The sequence below is a fragment of the Thermostichus sp. OS-CIW-29 genome (assembly GCF_054058195.1).
In genome coordinates this window covers 1-17,793 of record NZ_JBSSAB010000049.1, presented here as the reverse complement: position 1 = coordinate 17,793, position 17,793 = coordinate 1, and the positions used below count along the sequence as shown (strand labels likewise).

The window sequence follows — 17,793 nt, the reverse complement described above, 5'->3', positions numbered from 1 at the left end:
ATTGCGCTCTTGGGGGCTGTCGTAAACCAGCCTAGAGGTCCGGGCTTGTTTTGTTCTCTGGTAGAGCAGAACAGGCTCAGGGCTACTGAAAGCCCGCTCCGTATCGCTTAGCGGTCGGAGCCGGGTAGTTTACAGTAACTGCAATCACCATCCCTCGCCATCTTCAGGCCAAACTCTCGCAGAGCGGGCAAGAAATTTTTGTTTTCGTGATGGGATCGGCTCAACTTCAGCAAGGCAAATCTCTGGATATCGTGCAAGTTTCTCCAGAAATCGAGGGCAAGCCGGATCCCCAGGTCTTGAGCTTTTTGTTGGACAGCCATTGGGATCTGGTTGGGATTTTGCCATTCAGGCTGGGGATCAATGGGAATCTCTTGCGCCTCTTCGTGGCAGATGGAGCGAACCAAATGGCGCAGATGGTTGCGGAGTTCTTCTAGATCCTGTGGAGATTCAGAGGGCCAATCAACACACTTCCGCCGCTCTTCTAAGGAAAACTTGGCCCATTGATGGAGCTTGAGCTTGATCCCGCACAAATCCAGCTTTAGGCGCAAGGTCATGGGGATGCATCGCAGAGAGTCGGCAAAATCTTGCTCAAACTGAAACAGAGTCATGGGAACCTCGATTAGGAACCAAATCTAGAGTTGAGGGGATTGCTTGAGCGGTGGGTCGGCTTTCTCAAGAGCAACGGCACAGGCTTTTAATTCCGGCTGGCCGGAATCGGGACAACTGATGTCATGGGTAAGGGCATTACACTCGGCTTGTTCTGCCCAGAGGGATCCCCAGTGCATGGGCACAAACACTGTTCCAGGGGCGATGTTGGCAGTTATCTTGGCCGGGAAATAGGCCCGCCCGCGGGCAGAACGCACTTGAACCCAATCTCCATCTTGGATGCCCAGCTTTTCCGCATCGCGAGGATGGATTTCAATAAAGGGTTGGGGGTGCATTTGCTTGATTTTTTCAATCCTGCCGGTGCGGGTTTGGGTGTGCCAATGGCCGTAAAGCCTGCCCGTGGTTAATACGTAGGGAAACTGGGGATCCGGCGGCTCTGCTAGGCCACGGGAATGGTGGGGGATAAAGCGGGCGCGGCCATCGGGGGTCGGGAAACGCCAATCTGTGTAGAGGCGAGTGGACTTAGGGGCCGAGGTTCTTTCTTTGGGATAAGGCCATTGCTGAGGGCCTCGTTCTGCCAAAAGGGCATGGCTGAGGCCGGAGTGATCGCAGAGGCGATTTGCGGTAAGGGCGGCAAATTCTGCATAAACCTCTGCCGCGGTTTGGAAGGAAAATTGCGCTTCAAAGCCCAACCTGCGCCCCACTTCAGCAAAGATCTCCCAATCGGGTCGGGCTTCGCCAGGGGGATCTCGAAAGGCTTGACAAAGGGTAACCCTGCGCTCGGAGTTGGTCATCACCCCGGTTTTCTCGCTCCACTGACAGGCAGGCAAAAGCAAATGGGCATATTCTGCCGTTTCTGTAGGGTAATAAGCCTCTTGATAAACAGTAAAGGGAGACTTTTTCAGGGCTTTTTTGACCCGTTCCAGATCCGGAAAGCTCACCAAAGGATTAGTGGCCACAATCCAGAAGAACTGCAGGGATCCCGTCTCCAGAGCGGCAATCATCTCGGTGGCCCTCAGTCCTGGGTGGGGGGAGATGGAGCCGCCGGGCAAACCCCAAGCCTGCTCCACCTCTGCCCGATGCTGGGGCTGGCTCACCAGCCGATATCCCGGCAGCAGATGGGATAACCCCCCTGCCTCTCGACCGCCCATGGCATTGGGCTGGCCGGTCAAGGAAAAGGGGCCCGTCCCCGGTCGGCCAATTTGCCCGGTCAGGAGATGCAGGTTGATTAAGCTGGTGATCTTGGCGGTGCCCTCACTGGACTGGTTTAGGCCCATCGACCAAAGGGAGAGAACCCTTTGGGATCCCTGCCAAAGCTTGGCTGCTTCGATCAAATCCTCGGTGGCAATTCCGCAGCGCTGGGCCACAATCTGCGGTTCATAATCGGCCAGCAAAGCTGCATATTCAGCAAAACCTTGGGTGCAGCCCTCGATAAAATCAGCAGCAATGGATCCCCACTTTAACAACAAATGGGCAATCCCATTGAAAAGATCGATATCCGTACCGGGGCGAATTTTTAAGTGGAGATCGGCAGCTTCTGCTGTCTGAGTGCGCCGGGGATCCACGACCACCATTTTGAGGGGGGATCCGGGCTTGTGCCGCTTCTTCAAGCGATTAAAAAGAATCGGATGGCACTCGGCGGTGTTGGTGCCCACCAGAAAAGCCAGATTGCAGAGATCGAGATCCTCGTAGCAGCAGGGGGGGCCATCGGATCCCAGGGATTGGGTGTAGGCCGAGACGGCTGAGGACATGCACAGGCGCGAGTTGGTGTCGAAATTGTTGGTGCCCAGGCAGCCCTTAATGAGCTTTTGAGCAACGTAATAGTCTTCAGTGAGCAACTGCCCCGATCCATACATAGCCATGGAGTGAGGGTTGTCTTTGAGGCAGCGCAGCCGAGAAACCATCTCCTCAAAAGCCTGATCCCAAGAAATGCGACGAAAGGGCTGGCCCAAGCTCTCCCGAAACAGGGGATAGAGCAGCCGATCTCGACCAACTGCCTCCAGAACCGTAGCCCCCTTTACACAGACCATCCCCAAGCTGGAAGGATGCTCCCGGTCGCCTCTTATTTTCCAGCCACCTGAGGCTGTCGAAACCGCTTCCAATCCACACCCTACGCCGCAGTAGGGACATAGGGTTTTGATGACGGCTTTTTCCGGCTCCATCGCGGTCACCATGAGTGGGGATCCCTGTCAGGATGGATAAGTGTCTTGCATTTTGGATCCCGATAGGCCATCAGGTTAAGGATCTCTCAGCCGAGGAGATCGGCCACTTGGATCTCAAATCCGGGCAATACAACCTGGCTTTTGGCAGTCTCTTGTTCGGTTAGCCAAAGGTGGCGATCCTGAGTCTGGATAAAAATAAATTTGCTTTTGGGAAAAACCAGCCAGACTTCCAGCGCACCGGAGCTGAGATACTCCTGGGCTTTCAAGAAAATGTCCTCTCCAGAGTCGGTTGGGGAGAGGATCTCTCCGGTGAGGGGATAGCTCTGCGGCAAAGTGGCAATATCCTCTCCAAATTGCTGGATTAAATCTGGAGACAGGTAGGCAACATCAGGTCTTCTGACTTTGCCTGTCGTTTGGCAGGGAGCCTTCACCAAAACCATACCCCCCAATGGCAGACATTCAACATAACCGAGCCAACGGAAGAGAAGTCGGGTTTGGATCTTTGCATGCCCTAAGGTTTGCCCCACTTTCTCCACAATGTAGCCATCTACCCATTTGGTTGGAGCAACTGGGTTGGCCAGACAGTCGGCAAGGGTTTTGGGCAGGGCAAGACCCGCTCCTCCATTGGGAGATCGGTTGGAACTACCTGAACCGGAGCAGCGGCCATCAACTTCCCTCTCCAAGTATTTTGAACCCTAGCTCAATCCCCTCCATGGGCAAAGCGGCGATAGAGGAAGTCAAGGGCGCGGTTACGCAATTCGTAGAACTCAGGCATTTCCATAATGCGGGAGCGGATGCGCGGTCGCTCAAAGGGAATGGTCAAGATCTCACCAATATGGGCAGCGGGGCCGTTGGTCATCATCACCACACGGTCTGACAAGTAGAGAGCCTCGTCGATGTCGTGGGTAATCATCAAAACTGTGCAGCGGTGATCCCGCCAAATGGCCAGCAGCTCATCTTGTAGATCTTCCTTGGTAATGGCATCCAAGGCCCCAAAAGGCTCATCCAAGAGCAAAACTTGCGGACGAACGGCAAGAGCACGGGCAATGGCTACCCTTTGCTTCATGCCTCCAGAAAGCTGCTTGGGCCGCTTGTGGGCTGCCTCTGCTAAACCTACCAATTCTAGGTGTTCTTCAACGATTTCCCTTTTCTCCCGCCGGGATTTGTTTGGGTAAACCTGATCCACCACCAGATAAATATTTTCAAAGGCAGTCAGCCAGGGCAAAAGGGAATAATGTTGAAACACCATCATCCGATCTGGCCCTGGGGAGGTGATGGGCTGGCCCTTGAGGGCGATGGATCCCGAAGTGGGAGTCGAAAAACCCGCCACCATGTTGATCAAGGTGGATTTGCCACAACCCGAGTGGCCGATAATGCAAACAAACTCACCGGCGGCCACTTCCAGATTGATATTTTCCAGCGCAACGAAGGGCCCTGCTGAGGTGAAGTAGGTCTTGCCCACATTCTGAAGACAAAGAAGGGGCAGTCCTGCAACCGGAGATGCAGAAGATAGCGGTGAGGAAGATAGGCGAGAACTGGTCATCATGGTGTTTTCCAATCGAGAGTTTAAGGTAACAAAAGCTAAACTTCGCTGAGCTGGTACTCCTGCAGCTTCAGATCCTGCCGGATGGCCACCGACTCCAGGTAAGCAACGGGATCCTCTCCGTCAAAGCGGGATCCATCGCCAAAGAGTAAAGCTCCGCGGTCGTGGGCCCGATCCGGAAGGCCCAGTTCTCTGGCGGCTAGGGCGTAGGTTTCGCTGTCCAGAACTTGGTCGAGAACCGAAACCCAATTGCGGGGAAAAGCGCAGAGTCCCCAGCGAGCCATCTGCGTCAGGATCCAGAGGTGTTCCAATCTTTCCGGACAGGTGTTGCGCCCGTTGGCAAACTGGTGAAAACCGGTGAGGGCTTGGGATTCATCGGCAATTCCCCGCTGCAGAATACCCGTCCACCCCGGCTGCAGATCCTCCAGGGCCACGCCCACATACTGGGGCTGAGCCAGCCACTCCAAGATCTCAGAACGGTGCTGCGGCTGATCGCAGTAGTGACAAGCCTCCAGTAGTGCCTTGACCAGAGCTACATGGGTACGGGGGTAGTTTTGCGCCCAATCCTGGCGCACTGTCAGCACTTTTTCAATGTGGCTGGGCAAGATTTCGAGAGTGGTGGTGACGATAAATCCCAACTGTTCCCGCACGGCGCGGGAGTTCCAGGGCTCGCCCACGCAGTAGCCATCGATGTTGCCGGCCTTGAGGTGGGCCACCATCTGCGGGGGTGGGATCACCGTCAACGTAACGTCCCGATCCGGATCCACCCCCCCACCGGCCAGCCAGTGCCGCAACAGGAAGTTTTGCATGGAAGCCGGATGAACCACTCCCAGGGTGTGGACTGTGTCGGGGGTGTGGTTGAGGTATTGGCGAAAATCCGCCAGGCTTTGAACGCCTCGCTCCAAAAGTCTGCGCCCAAAGGTAATGGCGTTGCCGCCACGGGAGAGGGTTAAGGCGGTTACCAAAGGCACCGGAACTCCCCCTACTCCCAAGGTGGAAGCCAACGGGATCCCGGCCACCACCATGGCCGCATCCAGCCGACCGGAGCGGATCCCTTCCCAGATGGTCTTCCAGCCTGGCTCCCGCACCAGGGTGACCTGCTCCAGGCCATGCTTTTGAAACAGGCCTTTTTCCTGCGCCACCACCAGAGGCGCGCAGTCGTTGAGGGGCACAAAGCCAATCTCCAAATTGACCTTCTCCAGGCCGTGTTTGGCAATGGCCACGCGAACAGGCGTTTTTTGGCGAGCCCGCTTTTGCTGGTTGAGAAAGTAGATCATCTCTCCCCGCAGGCTGTAGTAGTCGGGGTGACGCACCACTTCCAAACGATGGCGGGGTCGAGGAAAAGGGATCCGCAAAATCTGGCCAATGCGGGCCTCCGGGCCATTGGTCATCATTACCACCCGATCCGAAAGCAGCAGCGCCTCATCCACATCGTGGGTAACCATGACACAGGTGAGCTGCTCCGCCTGGGCAATCTCCATCAGTTGCTCCTGCAGGTTGCCGCGCGTCAAGGCATCCAGAGCGCCAAAGGGCTCATCCAACAGCAGCACCCGCGGACGGATGGCCAAAGCCCGGGCAATGGCTACCCGCTGTTTCATCCCTCCTGACAGATGGGCCGGTCGCTTGTCGGCTGCCCCCTGCAACCCCACCTGGCGGATGTGCTCTTCCACAATCCGGCTTCGCTCTGCTTTGGGAAGGGATCCCAGCACCTCGTCCACAGCCAGGGCAACGTTCTCCCGCACGGTCAGCCAGGGCAGCAGGGAATAGTTCTGAAACACCACCATGCGATCTGGGCCGGGATCTGTAACCTGTCGGCCCTCCAGGAGAATGCCTCCGCGGGAAGGCTTTTCCAGGCCGGCGATGATGTTGAGCAGGGTCGATTTGCCACAGCCGGAGTGGCCGATCAACGAGACAAATTCCCCCTTTTGGATCTCCAGGTGGATGTCTTTCAGGACAGGATAGACCTCTCCGTTGTCGAGGAGAAATTCCTTGTCGACATGATCCACTTCAATGTAAGGCTGAGTCTTCATGATTCCCCTGAGATGATTTCTGAGAGCATGGAGAAATTGTCAGCAACCAATCTAAAACTCGGCCAAGCTCATTTAGCGATCCTCAGCCACCACCAGCGAGCCAATCCAAGCCGTGATCCGATCCAGCAGAAGACCCACCATCCCGACATAGATCAAAGCCAGAATGATTTCGCTGATGCGGGAGCTATTCCAGGCATCCCAGATGAAGAACCCGATGCCCACACCGCCAATCAACATTTCCGCTGCCACAATGGCCAGCCAAGACAAGCCCACCCCAATGCGCAAGCCGGTAAAAATATAGGGCACAGTTGCCGGGAAAACGATTTTGAAAAAGTACTTCCAGCCGGACATGCGCACAATTCTGGCCACGTTGCGGTAGTCCTGTGGGATCTGCTGTACGCCGACAACGGTGTTGATCAAAATGGGCCAGAGGGCCGTAATGAAGATTACGAAAATGGCGGAAGGGTTGGCATCTCGAAAGGCAGCCAAAGAAATCGGCAGCCAGGCCAAAGGCGGCACCGTGCGCAGCACCTGAAAAATGGGATCCAAAGCCTCGTACAGCCAGCGATTGACCCCGATGATCATGCCGCCCACAACCCCCACCAAGCCGGCCAGGGCAAACCCAATGAACACCCGCCGCAAGCTGGCCCAAATTTGCCAGAACAGCCCTTTGGCATTGCCGCCATAGTCAAAAAAGGGATCTTTAATGAGGGGATCCCAGGTGTCCTGCCAAACCTGGAGAGGGGTGGGCAAGTTGGCTCCGGGGCGGCTGTAAATGATTTGCCAGAGAATCAGGACGAGCAAAATGGCCGTAGCGGGCAACAGAATGCGACGCAGCGCTTTGTGGATTTGGACTCTTTGCCGCCAAGCAGAAGAAGGTGCAGAACTGGCGGGGGAACCGATTCCGGTACTGGACTGAAGAACAGAACCTTGGCCGGTTTTCAGCAGCCAGTGGCCTAGGCCAACCAGTAGGGGAAGCAGGATCCGAAAGAGGTGGTAGCCCAACTGTAGGGCAGAGTGGAAAATCCTCATGGCTTGCTGGGAGTAAGGTTGAAGTCAACTTAAGAGGATCCCAAGAGAGAAGGGGTTTCAGTTGAACACTCTTTGTGGGGATTCGGGGATCCCTTCTCTCCTGGACAGAGGGTTTGCAGCTAACTTGCTGGGGAAAGTTGGGAAATTAGGCCAGCTTCTTAATCGCCAATTTCTCCAGGTAGGCGGCAGGATTTTCGGGATCGAACTGCACCCCGTCGAAGAAGGTTTCCACTCCTCGGGAAGGGCTGGGGGGAATGGCCGCCTCCTGGCCAATGGCTTTGGCAGCTTCCCGCCAGAGTTCTTCCCGATTCACCCGCTCCACCAAGGCTTTGGTATCGGTGTCGGCAGGTAGGTAACCCCAGCGAATGTTTTCGGTCAAGAACCAGAGATCGTGGCTCTTGAAGGGGTAGGAAGCGTAGTTCTGCCAGAACTTCATCAGGTGGGGGCTGTTTTCAACGACCTTGCCGGTGCCGTAGTCAAAAGTGCCCCGAGAACGGCCCAAGATATCGGTCACGGGAACCCCCAGCCAGCGGCGGTCGCCGATGATGCGACACATCTCCTCTTTGTTTTCCATCTGGTCGCACCAGATCTGGGCTTCCAGCACCGCTTTCAACAGGGCAAGGGTGGCTTTCGGGTGCGCATCCACCCAGTCGGCCCGCAGGGCAAAGGCCTTTTCCGGGTGGCCGTTCCACAGCTCGCCGGTGGTGAGGGCACTATACCCCTCTTTTTGGTTCACCAGCTGGGCATTCCAAGGCTCGCCCACACAGAAGGCTTCCATGGTTCTGGATTTCATATTGGCCACCATCTGCGGCGGCGGCACCACAATGATGGAGACGTCGCTAGTGGGATCGATCCCGCCTGCGGCCAGCCAGTAGCGCATCCACACGTCGTGGGTGCCACCAGGGAAGGTCATTGCACATTTGGGATCCCCGCCGGCAGCTCGGACCTCGGCAAACTTGGCCTTGAGGGGGGAACTATCCAGGCCGATTTGCAAATCCCGATATTGGTTGGAAATGCTAATGCCCTGACCGTCCAGATTGAGACGGGCCAAAATGTACATAGGCACCGGCTTGCCATCGGTAACTTTGCCGGTGGTGATGAGGTAGGGCATGGGGGTGAGGATGTGTGCCCCATCGATGCCGCCGGCGGCGGATCCCAGCACCAAGTTGTCGCGGGTGGTGCCCCAAGAGGCCTGCTTGACCACCTCCACATCTTTCATGCCGTACTTGTCGAAAAACCCCTTCTCTTTGGCGATGATCAGGGGGGCCGCGTCGGTTAGAGCGATGAACCCCAGCTTGGCGCTGGTGGTTTCGGGAGTATCGGCCTGCGCCACCCAGTAGCCTTTGCCCAAGGATTGCGATTGGGCGCGCGGGATCCCAGCCGTGGCCGCCCCAGCCGTGAGAGCAGCCACCCCGGCCAAAAATTGCCGACGGGAGACGGGAGAGGAAGTGCTGAACAGCTTAGACATCGAAACCTCCAAGATTTACAACGACGAAGAAAGAAAAACTTTCAGGACGGCAACAGAACCGCTAGCGGGTTACCAAAACAGAAGCCTGGGCGGCGGACGGATGCTGACGCGGCCTGGCCCCAAAGTGCTCCCTGAGCAACTCCACCAAGACCGGCTTGAGGTCTTCGCAAGGGATCCCTTTGCGCACGCATTCGCCCAGCTTGGCGTCTTTGCCCACCTCTCCCCCCATGTAGATGTCCACGGCCTCCACCACCCTGCCGTCCTTGCGAGCAGTGGTGCCCATAAGGCCGATATCGGCTACTTGGGGTTGGCCGCAGGAGTTGGGGCAGCCCGTCCAGTGGATGCGCACCGTTTGGGGGATCTCCAGCTCCGCCTCCAGCTCCTCCATCAAGGCCACAGCCCGGTTTTTGGTCTCGATAAGGGCAAAGTTGCAGAACTGGTTGCCCGTACAGGACACCAACCCCCGCTGCAAGGGCCCTGGGTTGGGGGAGAACTTCTTCAAGAGCGGCTCTTTGAGGAGCGGGGCCACTCGGGAGTCGGGCACATTGGGGATGAGCACGTTCTGCTCCACCGTCAGCCGCAGCTCCCCGGAGCCGTACACCTCCGCCAAGCGGGCCAGCTCCATCATCTCCAGGGCGTTGAGCCGCCCCACAGGCACGTGCAGGCCGACAAAGTTGAGGCCCGGCTGCTTCTGGGCATGCACCCCCAGCAGATCCCGCTTGTGCCAGACCACCTCATCTTTTTCCGCTGCCCTGAGCAGAGGGTGGCCAGTCTGGCGCTCCACAGCCGCCCGGAACTTCTCTAGGCCCCACTCGTCAATGAGCCACATCAACCGCGCCTTTTGCCGGTTGGCCCGCAGGCCGTGATCCCGGTAGACCAGCAGCACCGCCTCGCACAGAGGAACCACATCGCGGGGATCCACCCAGACATCTAGGCCAATTGCCTCGGCGCAGCGGCGAGCCGAGAAAAAGCCGCCCACCAGGACGTTGAAGCCCAGGCGGCCATTTTTGAAGGCGGGCACAAAGGCCAGGTCGTTGATCTCCGCATGCACGGAGTTGTCGCGACAACCGCAGATGGCGATGTTGAACTTGCGCGGCAGGTTGCTGAAGGAAGGGTTGCCCTCGCCGTTGTTGGTGATCATGTCCTGCACCTTGCGGGTGAGACCGCGCACATCGATCAGCTCGTCCGGGTCAATACCGGCCAGAGGGGATCCCGTGATGTTGCGCACGTTGTCCATGCCCGACTGGATGCTGGTCAGGCCTACCTCTTTCAGGTAGCCCAGGATCTGGGGCATTTCCTCGATGGGGATGCCCCGCAGTTGCAGGTTCTGCCGGGTGGTGATGTCGGCTACGCCCTGTTCTCCATAGGGGTGGATGATTGCGCCCAACATCCGCATTTGGCCGCTGGTTAGGATCCCATTGGGCAGGCGCAGCCGCAGCATGAACTGACCTGGGGTGCGCTTGCGAAAGAAGATCCCCAGCCACTTGAGGCGGTGATCCCGGTCGTCTTCAGGAATGTTCTCCCAACCCATCCGGGCAAACGCCTCCAGCTCGGCCTTGACCGCCAGCCCATCCTTTTCGCTTTTGAGGCGTTCAAATTGGTTCGCCATGATCGCTGCTGTGGGGTGAACACTGGCTACTCTAGCGATGACGAACTGTTAACTTTGGTATTGGCAGTTACACTCTGTAACAGGTTATGCAGTTTTGTCATTCTCGAATTGCGCTTTATGCATAAAGTCAAGCTTCCAGGAGCAGCAGACTCCTCTCTCCCCTTTGGGAAAGGGGCTGGGGGTGAGGAAAAGCTAGTTGAGAGGGTTGAAAGAGTTGAAAGGCTCCCTCTGCCAGAGCAGACGGGGCGGGATCCCCAGCCCTTCGGTGAGGGGTGCGGGCCGTTGGGAAGTTTGGGGATCGCAGTCGTAGAGAGCGGTGGTGTAGCGGTAACTGCGGGGGGGGCCACCGTTGAGGCGAATGCCGCTAATTTCAAAGGTGTAGTTGCGATTGGGCTGGATCGAACCCACGGAGTAGGTCAAAGTTTCCAGGCCAAAGGCGGGATCCCCCACGCGGAGATCTCCAACAGGCACCGGCTCGCCGCTGAGGGCATCGGTGATGCGGACTTGGGCTTGGCTGAGATCAGCCTTGCCGCCACGGCTGGGCACCGAGAAAGACCAGCGGTAGGCAGACAGGGGCTGGCCGGAAAACCCTTCTAGGCGGTAGAGGTAGCCGTCTTTCTCCGGGAAGGCGATGAACTCTGGATCTGGCACCGACTCGTCAAAACCGAAGATCCAGTTGGCGTTGGCCTGGGTCACCCGTCCAGCCCGTGGGTCAAAGACAATGCCGTAGGCCCCCTGGGCGTACTGAGGATACAGGTTCCAGCGGCGATGCCCCACATCCACAAAGTTTTCTCGACCTGGCTCGGCAAAATAGATGTCCACCTGCCGCGCCAACACCCGGCCTGGATCGGGGCCGTTCAGCTCTAGGATGGGCCCAACCGCCAGGTTGCTGAAGCGGGATCCCGCCTCCCCAGCAGGGGTAAAGCAGCGCCAAGAAGGGGGCGGCTGGTGGCTGAGAGTACCATTGGCTACCTGCATCAAGGCCGCTTGCTGGGCGGCTTCTAGGAACTGAGGATTGAGCTTCACCGGCGGTAACTGGTGCAACAGCCGTAGAAAATTCAGCCGATCCATCATCTTTTGGGCTGCTGCAGGCGTAAGGCGACCGGGGTTGCAGGTGGCAACCTGGGGCTGTTCGGCGTAAATAGGCCCCGTGAAGCTGCGGGTCTGGCGATCCAACCGGCACAGGAAGCTGGCAATCGGCACTTCCCCTGCCCGCGGTGGCTCCATCGAGGTAGGGGATCCTCCACAGGCCGCCAGCAGACAAAGACAAAAGATCCCCACGATCCTCAAAGCCCAAAGCTGAACCAACTTGGGCAACCGCTGCAAGGGCATGCAAAAACCAGCCGAATTATGAGCCGGTGGGGGTGGGGGTGATGCTGGGGGGGCTGACGGTGCTGCTGCTGCTCTCGCCACAAGCAGGCAACAAGCCCAGACAGGCAAACAGGGCTAAGGCCGCCAAAAGCTGGTGGGTCACTTTGGGTTGCAACGTAGCCATGACAACAAACCTCCCAAATGCTGCTGGGTTTGATCCTGTTCTATCACCTGGCCAGGTGGGTTACAGCACCAAGATCCATGGCGACAAGGGTATAACTTAAGCCCAAGTCAAGGAACGCTCACCCAAGTCGGCTACATCCACTAGGACTGGGATCCAAGCCCACTTTTTCTCTCCACCCATAGTGGAGTACGGATCCCCACAACTGATACATTCACGCTGAACTCTCCTGAACATGGTTCAGGAAAGAAGCGAGCGCATCCTGCCTATCTCTGTTCGCGTCAGCGGGACGGAGTCCAAACAGGAAGGCGGTATCCCGCAAAGCCCTGAGGAATACCCCCCGAGCGCTTTCCCCCTTCACTTCCCGGCAACCGTTGCGGTGGACTCAAGGATCAGGGGGAAACTTGGTCTACTATATCCCTCTCAATGACTTTTGCCAAACCGCCTAAAGCTCAGTAAATTCAGCAAAGTTCAGGGTTTTGGGGGTTAGAGGCATGCTCTTCTTGCGCTCAAGCGAAAGATTGCTGTGATCAATGCTGCTTTTTGCCCGATTGATAAGGGATCCCCAAAAGCTTGTCAGGGGGTGATCTGGAACTCCAGGTTGTAGGTTTGGAGTAAGTTTATGGTTTCGTGATCGGTGATGTTGGTGTCGGCCAGCTCCAAGTTGTAGAAATCGATGAACTCTTCGTGGTCAAAATAGGGGCCGGCATGCCAGGTACCCATCTCCAGTTTGATAAAGCGATCCCCAGGCACCCGAAAGGCTTGAATCTGATCCACGTGCAGCTCATCGGCAGGGGGTGCAACACCAATAAACCACTCCTTGCCATTGAGGGATCCCAGGCACTGGGTGCAGCGGATGTGGTGGGTGATCTGAGTAAACTTGAGGCCGCGGCGAGGCAAGCGCATGATGTAAAAGCGGGGCTGCCCTTGATTCAAGAACAACTGAGCATCTTGACTGTCGAAGGGTTTGTGATCGGGAGTGGGGCAAATGACCTGTCCGTAGGGGGCAAAGTTTTCCGGTTCAGCGAGATGGGCCTTCAGTTGGCGCAATTGGCTGGTCACCCTGCTCTTCTCCTTTGCGTTTGACGAGCTGTCTTGTGTCTCACTGTTGCCCTACAACGTGAGCACGAGGGCGTGAAGACGCAAACAGCCCAGCGAACCCCATTCTATCGAGACTTGGCCAGGCAGCTTCCCTTCTGGAAGGGATCCCTGAGCAAGCCCAAGCTGCTCAAGGTCGCAAGTACAATGGGAAAACTTCCCAGCCTCAGCAGAGCAAATGGCGATGCAGCGGGACTTACAAGAGCTGATCATCTCCCCAGCTCAAGTTCAAAGCCTCTCTCAAGTGCCGGTGGCTTGGTTGTATCGGCCTCGGCCCGTTCGTCGTTTTAAAGACCGTCTGCGCCAGTTCTCCGCTTTCTGGGATCTCCTACGCTTGCTGGTGACGCTGGACTTGTTCTTGCGTTTCTTGACCTTCTGGACAGGGGGATCCCTACTTACCCTGGTGGGGCGGATTTGGATCCCTGGCCTACAGGCCACTTGGGGCACTTGGCCGGTGGAATGGGGGATCCTGGCGGCTATTGCCGCCCTGGGCCAAGCCTATTGGATTTTCCGCAGCCGCCGCATGCCGCTGCTGTTGAACTTGCTGGGGGAAGTGGATCGCTACAACCGAATCATCCAGGCCATCCACGTCAACGACCAGTTGGTGGAAGCGGGCAACCCCGAGGTGAAGCTGGCCCAGAGGGCTGAGGTGATCGAAGCCCTGAAGCTGACCCGGGCCGATCTCATCCGCGCCTTGAAAACCGAACGGATCTTGCGGCAAAACGAAGACTTGATCGAGCAGCAGAGCGAGTTCTTCGGCGATAACTTGGCAGCTTTGACAGCTCTGCAGGTGAGCGAGCAGGCCAGCGAACAGGGTCGTATCCTAGAGACTGCTTTACAGATTGCTTTGCAGGTGCGCTCCCAAATCCGCCGTTTGCAAGAGCGAGAAGCCAACCACCCCCCAAGCAGGGATCCAGACACCATTAGGGAAGATAGGCAGGATACAGACGGCAACTCGGATTGGCAATGAGCCTTTTGGCCCGCTCCCTCAGCTACGCCCAGAACCACAGCGACATGCTGTTTCAAGCTTTCGTCCAACACCTACAACTGGTGGCGGTGCCTTTGGGAATGGGGCTGCTGTTGGGTTTGCCGCTGGGTTTTTTCAGCTCCCGCTCCCAGATGCTTTCTCTGGTGGTGATCAATGCGTTCAGCAGCCTGCGGGTGATCCCCAGTTTGGCCATTTTGTTTTTGGCCATCCCCTATTTTGGCCTTAGCTTCCGTTCGGCAGTCGTCGCCCTAACCCTCCTGGCTTTGCCCCCCATTCTGATCAGCACGGATGTGGCCTTCCGCAGCCTTGAGCCGGCCCTGCGGGAAGCTGCCCTGAGCATGGGCATGACTCCTGCCCAGGTACTGCGGCACGTGGAGATCCCTTTGGCCTTGCCGGTGATCTTGGCCGGTGTTAAAACGGCTACCATTGAGGTGATTGCCAGTGCTACGCTAGCAGCGTTTATCGGCGCGGGAGGGCTGGGTACTTTTATCACCCTGGGGTTTGCTCTCTATGACAACGCTATCTTGCTGGTGGGGGCGGTTCCAGTGGCCCTTCTGGCTATTGCGGCCGAGATCGGCCTTGGCACTCTGCAGCGGGCTTTGGAACCTCCCCAAGCCTGAGGTTCTGTGAGGGATCCCATGCTGTCTTCCTCTAGTTCTTCTGAAGTGCGATCCCGGTGGCCTTTCCGCTCCATTCCTTTGCGGGTGGCGTTGCTGCTGCCCCTAGTGCTCTCAGTAGCAGGGGGAGTGGGGGGAGTGGCCTATCTCTCCTGGCAGGGCGGGCGACACCTGGCGCTGCGCTTGACGGAGCAACTGAGGCGGGAAGTTACCGACCGCACCGAAGAGCATCTTGCCAGATATTTGCAAATTCCCCTTCAGATCAATGCCCTCAATCAAGGGGCAGTGAGGGGGGGGCTGCTGCCCGATTTGACAACCCCCAGCCCAGCCGATCTAGAGGTGCTGGAAGCTCACTTTGCCCGCCAGTTGCAGCCATTTCCTGAGCTCAGCTATGTCGGCTTTGTCTCGGCTCAAGGGGGGTTTGTGATCGCCCGCCGTCACGCCAATGGGTCGATCTGGACTTACCACACCCCCAGCCTGCTGCCGGGATCCGCCCAGGGCCGCCAACGGGATCCGGAAACAGGGGATCCCACAGGGTTCACTCGCCAGTTGGGCTTTGTGGATCTGAGGCAGTTGTTCTGGTTTCCCCAGCTCCTGCAGTCGGAAGGGATCCGCGACACTTGGGTGGTAACCCGATTTTTTGCGGAGCTTCCTGCCCAGGATCCAGAGCGGCTGATCATGACGTCCCTATCCCTGACCGACTCGGGGGGGCGGGTTTACGGCAGCTTAGTGGCTTCCCTCTCCGTCCGGCAGCTTCAAGCCTTTCTGGAACAGATGGAAGGCCGTTCTCCTGCAGAGGTGAGTTTTCTGCTGGACGAGGAAGGACAGGTGGTGGCCAGTACGGCGGGGCCTGCTCCCCATCCGCTGCTGGTGGCTGTGCAAGAGCAGGTGGGCTCCTGGGAGACGGCCTCTTCTCAGAATTCGCTGCGCCTCGTGGTTGGCGGGATCCCCTACTGGGTGGAGGTGGAGTCCCTCCAGAGTAAAGGGAGGCTAGGTTTTTATTTCGTGTACGGGATCCCAGAGGCAACCCTTCTGGCCGAAGTCCATCGGGGCGCCCAACAGGCTGCGCTGCTGGGGGGTGGGCTATTGCTGAGCATGCTGGGGACAGGGATCCTCCTCGGCGAAGCTCTCTCCCATCCCCTGCGCCGCCTCACCCAAGTAGCCGAGCAATTTATCCAAAGCGGCTTCCAGCCCTGGCCCCCTTTGGATCCCGGCCCCATCCAGGAGGTGCAGACGCTAACCAAAGCCTGGCAGCAGGCGGCAGCAGCTCAGCAGGCCCTGCTGGATCGTCTCTGGCAGCAGCAGCAAGAATACCGCGCCGTGGTGGAGCAGCAGACAGAGCTCATTTGCCGCTTTCGGCCCGATACCTGCATCACCTATGTCAATCCTGCCTACTTGCGCTTCTTCGGTCGGCGGGCAGAGGAGGTGGTGGGCCAACCTTGGCGGGATCGGCTGCCGGAAGAAGAGCAGGCTAAGGTGTTGCAAGCTTTTGCTGCTCTCACGCCTGAGCATCCTTTCTACTGCAGCGAGCGGGAGTACCCCGGAGAAAACGGCCAGTCCCGCTGGATTAGCTGGGTAGATCAGGGCATTTTCGACAGCCGAGGCCGCTTGGTGGAGATCCTATCGGTGGGGCGGGAGATCACCGAGCAAAAGCGGGCAGAACAACAGTTGCAAGCCCTCAACCGGGAGCTGGAAGCCCAGGTGGAGCTGCGCACGGCCAAGCTGCAGCAGGCCTTGTATTTTGAGGGGGTGCTGCGCGCCCTCAGCAGCCGGATGGTGGTCAGCCTAAACGAGGGGGAAATTCTTGAAGAAGTGGTCAGAGCCCTTGCCGAAGCGCTAAGCCTGACCTGCTGCCAAATCCTGCTGCTTTTAGAAGATGGGTCAACCTGGATCCCTGGCTACTGCTACTCCCCCTCTCTCTCTTCTGACGTGGCTCAAGATGGCGGGGCGGATCCCTTGCATGGGCCAGACTACGCCAGTGACCCGGAGTTCTTGCGCCTGCTGCAGTCCCATTCTTCCTCACAGCAGAAATGGAAAATCCACTGCTGTTGTCGGAAGGAAGGACGCTGGGTGCGGCTGCTGGCCTGCACCCTTTGGGACAAAGAGAAGCGGCTGGGAGCTTTGCTGTTGGAGCGGCTGCCGGAGCAAGAGTTTTCCGAAGACGAGATTCAACTGGCCTATCAGGTGGCCAACCTATGTGCCCTGGCCATCCGCCAAGCCCGTTTGTACCAAGCAGCCCAAGCGCAGGTGAAGGAATTGGAGCGGCTGAATCTGCTGAAGGATGATTTCCTCAGCACCGTCTCCCACGAGCTGCGCACCCCCATGACCAATGTGCGCATGGCCTTGCAAATGCTGCAAATGACCCGCGATAACCCCGAGAAACAGCGGCACTACTTCACCATTGCCCTGAAAGAGTGCAACCGGCAAATCGAGCTCATTAACGACCTGCTGGATATGCGACGGCTGGGAGCCGGGACGTATCTGCTGCAACCAGAGAATATTTTTCTGCCGCGGTATTTACAAGATTTGCTGGCCGGGGCTCAGCCTTTGGCCCAAGCCAAACATCAACACCTGCAACTGCACCTGGAGGCAGGGATCCCCTCGCTTTGGGCCGACCCCACCTGCTTGGGGCGCATTCTGCGCGAGCTGCTGCACAACGCCATCAAGTACACGGCCCCCGAGGGATCCATCCACCTGCGGGTTGTCTCAGAAGGAGAGGGGATCCTCTTCGTCTGCAGCAACAGCAGCGAGATCCCAGAGCCAGAGCTGCCCCGCATCTTTGAAAAGTTTTACCGGATCCCGCAATCGGATCGCTGGAAGCACGGCGGCACCGGCCTGGGGCTGGCTTTGGTGAAGCAACTGGTGGAGCATATGGGGGGGAATATCTCCGTCAACAGCTCGGATGGATGGACGCATTTCCAAGTTTGGTTGCCCCAAGGTGAGGATCCTGCTCCGCCATTGCCCGGCCCACCCCCAATGTCAGAAGACCTCCCCTTTTGGAAAGAGGCTGGGGGTGAGGGGCATACGTAAACTACCCGACCCTGACTGCTTCGCAGTACAGGGCGGGCTTTCGGCAGCCCTGCAGTTGGCAAGCCAACCACGAACCTCTAGGCTGGTTTACAGCAGCCCCCAAAAGCGCAATCACCTT

General features: G+C 57.8%; 14 protein-coding genes. 3 read left to right on the top strand and 11 right to left on the bottom strand.

The window, feature by feature from the left end; translation table 11 throughout:
• Positions 1–107: 107 nt before the first annotated feature.
• The 11 genes from ACVWZJ_RS13280 to ACVWZJ_RS13230 form a co-directional block, all read right to left on the bottom strand.
• Complete coding sequence (locus ACVWZJ_RS13280; protein WP_011431713.1) at positions 108–608, bottom strand: nitrate reductase associated protein; 501 nt, start codon at positions 606–608, stop codon at positions 108–110.
• Between the two features lie 24 nt (positions 609–632).
• The gene (locus ACVWZJ_RS13275) at positions 633–2,768 is read right to left on the bottom strand and encodes a molybdopterin oxidoreductase family protein (RefSeq protein WP_011431712.1); all 2,136 of its coding nucleotides are present in this window, start codon (positions 2,766–2,768) and stop codon (positions 633–635) included.
• Positions 2,769–2,854: 86 nt separating this feature from the next.
• Positions 2,855–3,451, bottom strand: a complete 597-nt coding sequence (locus ACVWZJ_RS13270; RefSeq protein WP_011431711.1) for a Uma2 family endonuclease — start codon at positions 3,449–3,451, stop codon at positions 2,855–2,857.
• Between the two features lie 17 nt (positions 3,452–3,468).
• On the bottom strand, positions 3,469–4,311 hold the full coding sequence (locus tag ACVWZJ_RS13265) for an ABC transporter ATP-binding protein (RefSeq protein ID WP_011431710.1): 843 nt from the start codon (positions 4,309–4,311) through the stop codon (positions 3,469–3,471).
• 38 nt (positions 4,312–4,349) lie between these two features.
• Positions 4,350–6,341 (bottom strand): ABC transporter ATP-binding/substrate-binding protein, encoded by a 1,992-nt coding sequence (locus ACVWZJ_RS13260; RefSeq protein ID WP_011431709.1) that lies wholly within the window; start codon positions 6,339–6,341, stop codon positions 4,350–4,352.
• 72 nt (positions 6,342–6,413) lie between these two features.
• Positions 6,414–7,373 (bottom strand): nitrate ABC transporter permease, encoded by a 960-nt coding sequence (gene ntrB, locus ACVWZJ_RS13255; protein WP_011431708.1) that lies wholly within the window; start codon positions 7,371–7,373, stop codon positions 6,414–6,416.
• Between the two features lie 145 nt (positions 7,374–7,518).
• Positions 7,519–8,841, bottom strand: coding sequence for a CmpA/NrtA family ABC transporter substrate-binding protein (locus ACVWZJ_RS13250; protein ID WP_011431707.1), 1,323 nt, complete (start codon positions 8,839–8,841; stop codon positions 7,519–7,521).
• 61 nt (positions 8,842–8,902) lie between these two features.
• Positions 8,903–10,450 (bottom strand): ferredoxin--nitrite reductase, encoded by a 1,548-nt coding sequence (locus tag ACVWZJ_RS13245; protein ID WP_011431706.1) that lies wholly within the window; start codon positions 10,448–10,450, stop codon positions 8,903–8,905.
• 192 nt (positions 10,451–10,642) lie between these two features.
• Positions 10,643–11,782 (bottom strand): CAP domain-containing protein, encoded by a 1,140-nt coding sequence (locus tag ACVWZJ_RS13240; RefSeq protein WP_071818131.1) that lies wholly within the window; start codon positions 11,780–11,782, stop codon positions 10,643–10,645.
• A gap of 16 nt (positions 11,783–11,798) precedes the next feature.
• On the bottom strand, positions 11,799–11,945 hold the full coding sequence (locus tag ACVWZJ_RS13235) for a hypothetical protein (protein ID WP_187147246.1): 147 nt from the start codon (positions 11,943–11,945) through the stop codon (positions 11,799–11,801).
• A gap of 573 nt (positions 11,946–12,518) precedes the next feature.
• Positions 12,519–13,004, bottom strand: a complete 486-nt coding sequence (locus ACVWZJ_RS13230) for an ureidoglycolate lyase (protein ID WP_011431703.1) — start codon at positions 13,002–13,004, stop codon at positions 12,519–12,521.
• Between the two features lie 214 nt (positions 13,005–13,218).
• On the opposite strand from ACVWZJ_RS13230, the gene ACVWZJ_RS13225 reads away from it, so the two are divergent.
• Genes ACVWZJ_RS13225 through ACVWZJ_RS13215 form a run of 3 tightly spaced genes read left to right on the top strand, consistent with a single transcriptional unit; the run spans position 13,219 to position 17,675 of the window.
• Positions 13,219–14,010: a hypothetical protein gene (locus tag ACVWZJ_RS13225; protein WP_457396355.1), complete on the top strand. Its 792-nt coding sequence runs from the start codon at positions 13,219–13,221 to the stop codon at positions 14,008–14,010.
• The gene (locus ACVWZJ_RS13220) at positions 14,007–14,648 is read left to right on the top strand and encodes an ABC transporter permease (RefSeq protein ID WP_414357695.1); all 642 of its coding nucleotides are present in this window, start codon (positions 14,007–14,009) and stop codon (positions 14,646–14,648) included. The genes ACVWZJ_RS13225 and ACVWZJ_RS13220 overlap by 4 nt, the downstream gene beginning before the upstream one ends.
• Positions 14,649–14,666: 18 nt before the next feature.
• Positions 14,667–17,675 (top strand): ATP-binding protein, encoded by a 3,009-nt coding sequence (locus tag ACVWZJ_RS13215; protein ID WP_457396352.1) that lies wholly within the window; start codon positions 14,667–14,669, stop codon positions 17,673–17,675.
• The last annotated feature ends 118 nt before the right edge of the window (positions 17,676–17,793 follow it).

Coding starts and splice junctions, on each gene's coding strand:
- ACVWZJ_RS13225 (WP_457396355.1), top strand. CDS start 13,219: ATGGCGATGCAGCGGGACTTACAAGAGCTGATCATCTCCCCAGCTCAA.
- ACVWZJ_RS13240 (WP_071818131.1), bottom strand. CDS start 11,782: ATGCCCTTGCAGCGGTTGCCCAAGTTGGTTCAGCTTTGGGCTTTGAGG.
- ACVWZJ_RS13235 (WP_187147246.1), bottom strand. CDS start 11,945: ATGGCTACGTTGCAACCCAAAGTGACCCACCAGCTTTTGGCGGCCTTA.
- ACVWZJ_RS13215 (WP_457396352.1), top strand. CDS start 14,667: ATGCTGTCTTCCTCTAGTTCTTCTGAAGTGCGATCCCGGTGGCCTTTC.
- ACVWZJ_RS13275 (WP_011431712.1), bottom strand. CDS start 2,768: ATGGAGCCGGAAAAAGCCGTCATCAAAACCCTATGTCCCTACTGCGGC.
- ACVWZJ_RS13280 (WP_011431713.1), bottom strand. CDS start 608: ATGACTCTGTTTCAGTTTGAGCAAGATTTTGCCGACTCTCTGCGATGC.
- ACVWZJ_RS13265 (WP_011431710.1), bottom strand. CDS start 4,311: ATGACCAGTTCTCGCCTATCTTCCTCACCGCTATCTTCTGCATCTCCG.
- ACVWZJ_RS13245 (WP_011431706.1), bottom strand. CDS start 10,450: ATGGCGAACCAATTTGAACGCCTCAAAAGCGAAAAGGATGGGCTGGCG.
- ACVWZJ_RS13250 (WP_011431707.1), bottom strand. CDS start 8,841: ATGTCTAAGCTGTTCAGCACTTCCTCTCCCGTCTCCCGTCGGCAATTT.
- ACVWZJ_RS13220 (WP_414357695.1), top strand. CDS start 14,007: ATGAGCCTTTTGGCCCGCTCCCTCAGCTACGCCCAGAACCACAGCGAC.
- ACVWZJ_RS13260 (WP_011431709.1), bottom strand. CDS start 6,341: ATGAAGACTCAGCCTTACATTGAAGTGGATCATGTCGACAAGGAATTT.
- ntrB (WP_011431708.1), bottom strand. CDS start 7,373: ATGAGGATTTTCCACTCTGCCCTACAGTTGGGCTACCACCTCTTTCGG.